This is a genomic window from Bradyrhizobium sp., from assembly GCF_019244115.1.
Lineage (GTDB): Bacteria > Pseudomonadota > Alphaproteobacteria > Rhizobiales > Xanthobacteraceae > Bradyrhizobium.
Genome location: NZ_JAFATE010000547.1, coordinates 1 through 6,707, shown reverse-complemented (window position 1 = coordinate 6,707; position 6,707 = coordinate 1). Strand labels below are relative to the sequence as shown.

At 65.4% G+C, this 6,707-nt stretch carries 8 protein-coding genes; 5 read left to right on the top strand and 3 right to left on the bottom strand.

Features of this window, described 5'->3' with window-relative positions; all coding sequences use genetic code 11:
- A partial coding sequence (locus JOZ76_RS24110) for a cation transporter (protein WP_291702653.1) occupies positions 1-310 on the top strand: 310 nt, incomplete at its 5' end.
- 198 nt (positions 311-508) lie between these two features.
- Here the strand turns inward: JOZ76_RS24110 and JOZ76_RS24105 are convergent.
- From JOZ76_RS24105 to JOZ76_RS24095, 3 genes are read right to left on the bottom strand one after another with little or no spacing between them, the layout of a single operon-like run.
- Complete coding sequence (locus JOZ76_RS24105) at positions 509-1,342, bottom strand: substrate-binding domain-containing protein (RefSeq protein ID WP_291702651.1); 834 nt, start codon at positions 1,340-1,342, stop codon at positions 509-511.
- A 14-nt stretch (positions 1,343-1,356) separates the two neighbouring features.
- Positions 1,357-2,079, bottom strand: a complete 723-nt coding sequence (locus JOZ76_RS24100; RefSeq protein WP_291702655.1) for an energy-coupling factor ABC transporter ATP-binding protein — start codon at positions 2,077-2,079, stop codon at positions 1,357-1,359.
- Positions 2,080-2,081: 2 nt separating this feature from the next.
- A complete protein-coding gene (locus JOZ76_RS24095; RefSeq protein WP_291702649.1) occupies positions 2,082-2,774 on the bottom strand; it encodes an ABC transporter permease in 693 nt (230 codons plus the stop codon).
- Between the two features lie 88 nt (positions 2,775-2,862).
- On the opposite strand from JOZ76_RS24095, the gene JOZ76_RS24090 reads away from it, so the two are divergent.
- The 4 genes from JOZ76_RS24090 to JOZ76_RS24075 all read left to right on the top strand — a co-directional run.
- Positions 2,863-3,756 carry a helix-turn-helix transcriptional regulator gene (locus tag JOZ76_RS24090; protein WP_291702643.1) on the top strand — a complete coding sequence of 298 codons (894 nt, stop codon included), beginning with the start codon at positions 2,863-2,865 and terminating at the stop codon, positions 3,754-3,756.
- A 93-nt stretch (positions 3,757-3,849) separates the two neighbouring features.
- The gene (locus JOZ76_RS24085; RefSeq protein ID WP_291702641.1) at positions 3,850-4,194 is read left to right on the top strand and encodes a YciI family protein; all 345 of its coding nucleotides are present in this window, start codon (positions 3,850-3,852) and stop codon (positions 4,192-4,194) included.
- Positions 4,191-5,426: an RNA polymerase sigma factor gene (locus tag JOZ76_RS24080; RefSeq protein WP_291702638.1), complete on the top strand. Its 1,236-nt coding sequence runs from the start codon at positions 4,191-4,193 to the stop codon at positions 5,424-5,426. The genes JOZ76_RS24085 and JOZ76_RS24080 overlap by 4 nt, the downstream gene beginning before the upstream one ends.
- A 249-nt stretch (positions 5,427-5,675) precedes the next feature.
- On the top strand, positions 5,676-6,707 hold a 1,032-nt coding region (locus JOZ76_RS24075), incomplete at its 3' end, for an ABC transporter substrate-binding protein (RefSeq protein WP_291702636.1).

Here is a 6,707-nt window from a genome sequence, read left to right as displayed (position 1 = left end):
TGTCGCGCCCGAACCGTTCCGCCTCACGTTGACCGGGATCGGCGCGCTCGCGGTCAATCTAACCTGCGCCCTGATCCTCGCACGCTTCAGGGATCACAGCGGCAGCCTGACGAAAGCGGCCTTTCTCTCCGCGCGCAACGACGTGCTCGCCAACATCGCGATCATCCTGGCCGGGCTTGTGACCGCTTATCTCTGGCGATCGGCCTGGCCGGACCTCATGGTCGGCATCGCCATCGCAATCATGAATACCGACGCCGCGCGCGAGGTCTTTGAGGCGGCGCGCGGCGAGCACGAGGCGGCGCGGCCGTAGCGGCTTGGCAACCGCACTCGCCGGCAGTTTCGGTCGCGAATTAGGCGGTCCGCCGTTGCCCCTGGCTCGTCATGCCCGCGCTTGTCGCGGGCATCCACGTCTTCGGCCTTTCGATGAGCAAAGACGTGGATGGCCGGGACAAGCCCGGCCATGACGACGGGGGAACATCGTTGAAAACGCCCGAAGAAGAGCAGCGCTTCAACTGCCCTTCTTGTGCGCATCGGGGAAGAACAGTTGCTGGCCGTCGATCTTGTAGCCCGCGATTGCCGCCTGGCCTTCTGGCGAAATCAGCCAGTTCACAAACGCCTGGCCGTCGTCCTTCTTCACGGTCGGATGCTTCTCGGGATTCACCAGCATCACGCCGTACTGGTTGAACAGCCGCTTGTCGCCCTCGACCAGGACGTCGAGATCGCCGCGATTCTTGAACGAGATCCAGGTGCCGCGGTCGGACAGCACATAGGCTTGGAGTGCGCTCGCGGTGTTCAGCGCGGCTCCCATGCCCTGCCCGATCGCGCGGTACCAGGGACCTTTCCCCGCCTCGATGTCGATCCCGGCCTGTCTCCACAGCGCAAGCTCGGCCGTGTGCGTGCCGGAGCGGTCGCCGCGCGAAATGAATGGCGCCTCCCTGGCCTTAATCGCCTTCAGCGCGGTCTCGATGTCCTTGCCCTTGATGCCAGCGGGATCGGCCTTCGGCCCGATCAGCACAAAGTCGTTGTACATCACGTCAAAACGCTTCACGCCAAAACCTTCGGCTAAGAATTTCTCTTCCTGCGCCTTGGCGTGAACGAACACCACGTCGGCATCGCCGCGCCGCGCGGTGTCGAGCGCCTGGCCGGTGCCTTGCGCGATCACCTTCACCGCGATGCCGGTTTTCGCCGTGAACAGCGGCAGCAGGTAGCCGAACAATCCGGAATCCTCGGTCGAGGTGGTCGATGCCACCACGATCGATCGATCCGCTGAAAACGCCGGGGAAAGGGTGAGCGTGAGGCCGCACAGCGCGATCAGCACAAACCTTCGCAAACGCGACACCATGACATTATCCTTCTTCAAAAGACGAGATCGCCGCGCAGAAAGTTTCTCGCTTCCAACGTCGACGGATGGTCGAGAAATTCCGCTGCCCCGCCCTGCTCGCGCACGCTGCCGCGCAGCATGAACACGACGTCGCCGGCGAGGCGCCGCACCTGGCCGAGGTCGTGCGAGGCCATCACGATCTTGATGCCGCCTTGCGCGGCGCGCAGCACGATCTCCTCGACGCTGCGGGTCGCCGCCGTATCGAGGTTGGCCGTGGGCTCGTCGAGCAGCAGGATCTCTGGATCGCGGGCGAGCGCCCGCGCTAGCGCCAGCCGCTGCTGCTCGCCGCCCGACAGGCGCCGCGCCGGCCGTTCGCTCAACTCGGCAAGACCGACGCGATCGAGCAGTTCGGATACCCGCGCTGCACGCGCATGGCGAGGCACCCCGGCATGCGCCAGCGCGTACGCAACATTTGCAGACGCGCGCCGCCGTAACATGACGGGACGCTGAAAGACGATCGCACGGCGGACCGGCGCACGGTCGTCGCGTCCGCCCCAGGTGACGGCGCCGGCCGACGGAGACAATAGGCCCATGCAGAGCCGCAGCAGGCTGGTCTTGCCTGCGCCGTTCGGACCAACGATCAGGGTTGGCGCCCCCGCCGTGATCGTCAGCGACGCCCGATCGAGAATCTTGGCTCCGCCGGCATCGAGCGAGACTTGATCGAGAACGAGCGGAAGATCGGTGACGGGCGCGCGCACGGTCAGCCCGCCTGCCGTTCCGACCACGTGCGGGTGGTCCAGACCACCGCATTGATCGCGATCACCAGCGCCACCAAAATGATGCCGAGCCCCATCGCCAGCGGCAGGTTGCCCTTGGAGGTTTCGAGCACCACGGCGGTCGTCATGGTGCGGGTAAAGCCCTCGATGTTGCCGCCGACGATCATGACCGCGCCGACTTCGGCCGCCGCGCGCCCAAAACCCGCGAGCACAGCGGTGAACAGGCTGATGCGCGCATCCCACAGCAAGGTCATCATGCGGCCGATCGGACCAACGCCCATCGCGGTGAGTTCGTCGCGATATTCATGCCAAAAGTCTTCGACGGACTGGCGGGTTGGAGCCGCGATGATCGGGATGATGATGATGGTCTGCGCGATCACCATTGCCGTCGGCGTAAACAAGAGGCCGAAGGCGCCGAGCGGCCCCGATCGCGACAACAGCAGATAGACCGCAAGCCCGACCACCACGGGCGGCAAGCCCATCAGTGCGTTCAAGAGCACCACGAGAATGCCGCGCCCCGGAAACCGCAGCAGCGCCAGCATGGCGCCAAGAGGCAGGCCCACGAGGGAAGCCAGCGCGAGCGCCGACAGGCTGACGGCGAGCGACACACGTACAATTGACAGAAGTACCGGATCACCGGCTAGAATCAGCTGCCAAGCGCTCGAGTCATCTGCCATGGGCCCGCTCCTGCCGGGCCTGTTCCGCAAAAATTCCGTACCTTGTCAATCTGTTGAGCCGGCGCAGAAATATGCATAGAAATGCAGGATGGAATTTCTAACCACCAGCGAGGCTGCCGAATACCTGCGGCTTGGCGAACGCAAGCTCTATGAGCTCGTCACCTCGGGCGCTATTCCCTGCAGCAAGGTGACGGGCAAGTGGCTGTTCCCGCGCCATGAACTGGACCTCTGGGTGCTGTCGGGCCTGGCGCGGCCGAACGGCATGCTCGCCGCCGAACCGCCGCCGATCGTCGGCGGAAGCCAGGATGACCTGTTGGAATGGAGTTTGCGCGAGTCCGGCTCCGGCCTCGCCTCGCTCAACGAGGGCACGATGCGCGGCGTCGATCGCCTGCTGCGCGGCGAGGTGATCGCGACCGCGATCCACTTCCACGGTGAGGCTCTCTCCGGTACTGGGCCCGGCGACTGCAACGTCGCTGCGGTCCGATCCATGCCAGGGCTGCACGACGCGGTGCTGATCGGCATGACGAGGCGCGAACAAGGCCTTCTGCTTGCGCCGGGCAATCCGAAGCGCGTGAAAAGCCTCTCGGACGTGCTCACGTCCGGCGCCAGAATAGCTGTCCGCCAGGCCGGAGCCGGCGCACAGATGCTGCTGGAGTCGCTGTTGGCGCGTGCGGGTGCGAGCCCCAAAGACCTGCGCCGGCTCGATCCGCCCTGCCTCACCGGTCCGGATCTCGCCGCTGCGATCCGCGCCGGCAATGCCGATTGCGGGATCGCGACCCGTGCCGCGGCGAGGTCCGCCGGCCTCGATTTCGTGCCGCTGGTGTGGGAGAATTTCGATCTCCTGACCCGGCAGCGCAGCTTTTTCCGGCCGTCGATGCAGGCGATGATCGCGTTTCTGCCCGACAAGCGGCTGGCGCAGCGGGCCGCCGAACTGACCGGTTACGATCCGGCCCCTGCCGGGCAGATCCGCTTCGCGGCCTGAAAAAATTTCCAACCCGCTGTCGATTTTGCAAACATGGGCGCGTCTCAGGCCCGATACGCCGCCGATGGCGTAGCGCACAGCAAGGGAAACAGCATGAAATACGCACTCCTCATCTATGAGAACGAAGCCTTTTACGGGACGGAGAAAGCCGGCCCCAAGATCGAAGAGATCGTCGGCAAGCACATGGCGTTCGCCGGAGAATTGGGGCCGAAGCGGATTGGCGGGGCCGGGCTCAAGAGTACGGCCGCCACGACCACCGTTCGAACCGCCGGCAATCGCAAGACGGTCCATGACGGGCCGTTTGCCGAGGCGAGGGAGCAACTCGGCGGCTTTTACCTGATCGACGTTGCCAATCTTGATGAGGCAATCGAGGTCGCGAAGAAGGTTCCGATCCTGCAGGACGGCGCGATCGAGATTCGGCCGTTGCTCGGCCAATGAACGGAGTGGCCCTCGAAAGGGTGTTTCGGGCGGCGAGCGGCCGCATCATCGCGGCGCTCGCCGCCCGCTTCCGTGATCTGGCGCGGGCGGAGGATGCCTTTTCGGAGAGCTGCCTGCGCGCGGTCCGGACATGGCCTGCGGCCGGCGTGCCGGATGATCCAGCCGCGTGGCTCTATCGCGTCGCCGAGCGCGTCGTCCTCGACTCGATCCGTCGCGACCGCAAGCAGCAACCCGTGACCGAGGAGGCCAGCCTCGACCCGAGCCCCGAAGAGCTCCTGCTGAACGATGCGTGCATTCTTCCCGACGAGCGGCTGCGCCTCATTTTCATCTGTTGCCACCCCGCCGTTGCGACTGAGGCGCGCGCCGCGCTCACGTTGAAACTGGTGTGCGGCTTGTCCGTCACCGAGATCGCCCGCGCCTTTCTGCTTCAGGAAGCAACCCTGGCCCAGCGGCTCGTCCGCGCCAAGCGGAAGATCGCCGACGCCGGCGTGCCGTTCGAATTGCCGTCCCCCGAAGCCTGGCCTGAACGGCTCGACGCGGTGCTGTCGACGCTGGAAATCGCCTATGCAAGAGCCCATGAGGACGCGGCCGGCAGTGGCGCACATGCCGGGTTCGCCGCGGAGGTTTTGCATTTGACAAAAATACTCACTCACCTCATTCCCGATGATGCAGCCGTGGCGGCGCTGGCCGCCCAGGTCCGCTACGCCGAAGCGCGGCGTCCGGCGCGACTGGACGCGGAGGGATTCCTTGTTCCGCTGTCGGCGCAGGACCCGGCGCTCTGGCGCCGCGACCTCATCGACGACGCGAACCGCCTGCTGGCCGACGCCATCAGGATCGCGCCCTCGGAGCCTCGCACGCTGCAGGCGCAGCTGCAGCAGGTCTGGTGTGCGCGGCACTCGCTCGCCGATCCCGCCCCTTGGCTCGAGGTGCTGCGTGTCTATGACCGGCTTCTGCTCACCCGAGACGATCCGATCGTCCGCATCAACCGGGCCGTCGCGGTTGCAGAGATCGAAGGCCCGGATGCTGCGCTCGTCGAATTGTCGCGTCTCGATCTTCCGGGCCTGGAGGAGTTTCTGCCCTATCATGCCGTGCGCGCGGACTTGTTGCGGCGCGCCGGCAGCCTCACCGAGGCAGCCACCGCCTATGCCAGGGCATTGCAGCTCGATCCTCCGGCAGCCGAGCGGCGATGGCTGGAACGCAAGCTGGCTGAGCTGCCGCGATCCGAAAATTAGGCCGCCAGCGGCACGGTCCACGCGTCGTAGGCATCGATCTGCCATCGCGCAATGGGCCGATCGCTTTACCTGTGTACCCGATCGGCACCGCACCGGACAACCACGTCCGGCGCGAGTCCATCTATGCAGCGATGCGTTGACGGGAGGCGGAGAATAGTTGCAAAAGAAACCAATCCGTCCGGCCCTTGAAGAGCGCCGGCAACAAGAAACGAACGGCCGACACGCCAGACCTGACACGGAGGAGACCTGATGTTCGCCAGACCCCTGCCCTTGCTTGGAGCGATCGCGGCCGCGATGCTGGCGTCGACAGCGGCGTTGGCGCAAGTCTCCGACGACGTGGTCAAGATCGGCGTGCTGACCGACATGAACGGCCCGGCCTCGACGCCGACCGGTCAGGGCTCGGTGACGGCCGCACAGATGGCGGTGGACGATTTCGGCGGCACCGTGCTCGGCAAGCCGATCGGCGTGATCGTCGGCGACCATCAGCTCAAACCCGACGTCGGAAGCGGGATTGCGCGGCGCTGGTACGATGTCGAGCAGGTCGATCTGATCGTCGACGTGCCGGTCTCGGCGGTCGGGCTCGCGGTCCAGAACATCGCCAACGAGAAGAAGAAGCTGTTCATCACCCATTCCACCGGCACCGCCGATTTCCACGGCAAGTTCTGTTCGCCCTATGCGATCCAGTGGGTATTCGACACCCATGCGCTGGCGGTCGGCACCGCGCAGGCGGTGGTCAAGCGCGGCGGCGACAGCTGGTTCTTCATCACCGACGACTATGCCTTCGGCCATTCGCTGGAACGCGACGCCTCCGCCGTGATCACTGCCAATGGCGGCAAGGTGCTCGGCTCGGTGCGGCCGCCTTTGGCGACGCCCGACCTGTCCTCCTTCGTGCTGCAGGCGCAGGCCTCGAAAGCCAAGATCATCGGCATCGCCGCGGGCCCCCCCAACAACATGAACGAGATCAAGACCGGCGCCGAGTTCGGCATCTTCAAGGGCGGCCAGCAGATGGCGGCGCTGCTGGCGCTGATCACCGATATCCATTCGCTGGGGCTGCCGGCGGCGCAGGGCCTGTTGCTCACGACGTCGTTTTACTGGGACCTGGACGACAAGACCCGCGAATGGTCCAAACGCTACTTCGCCAAGATGAACCGCATGCCGACGATGTGGCAGGCCGGTGTCTATTCGTCCGTCATGCATTATCTTCAGGCGATCAAGGACACCGGCACCGACGATCCGTTGAAGGTCGCGGCCAAGATGCGCGAAAAACCGATCGAGGATTTC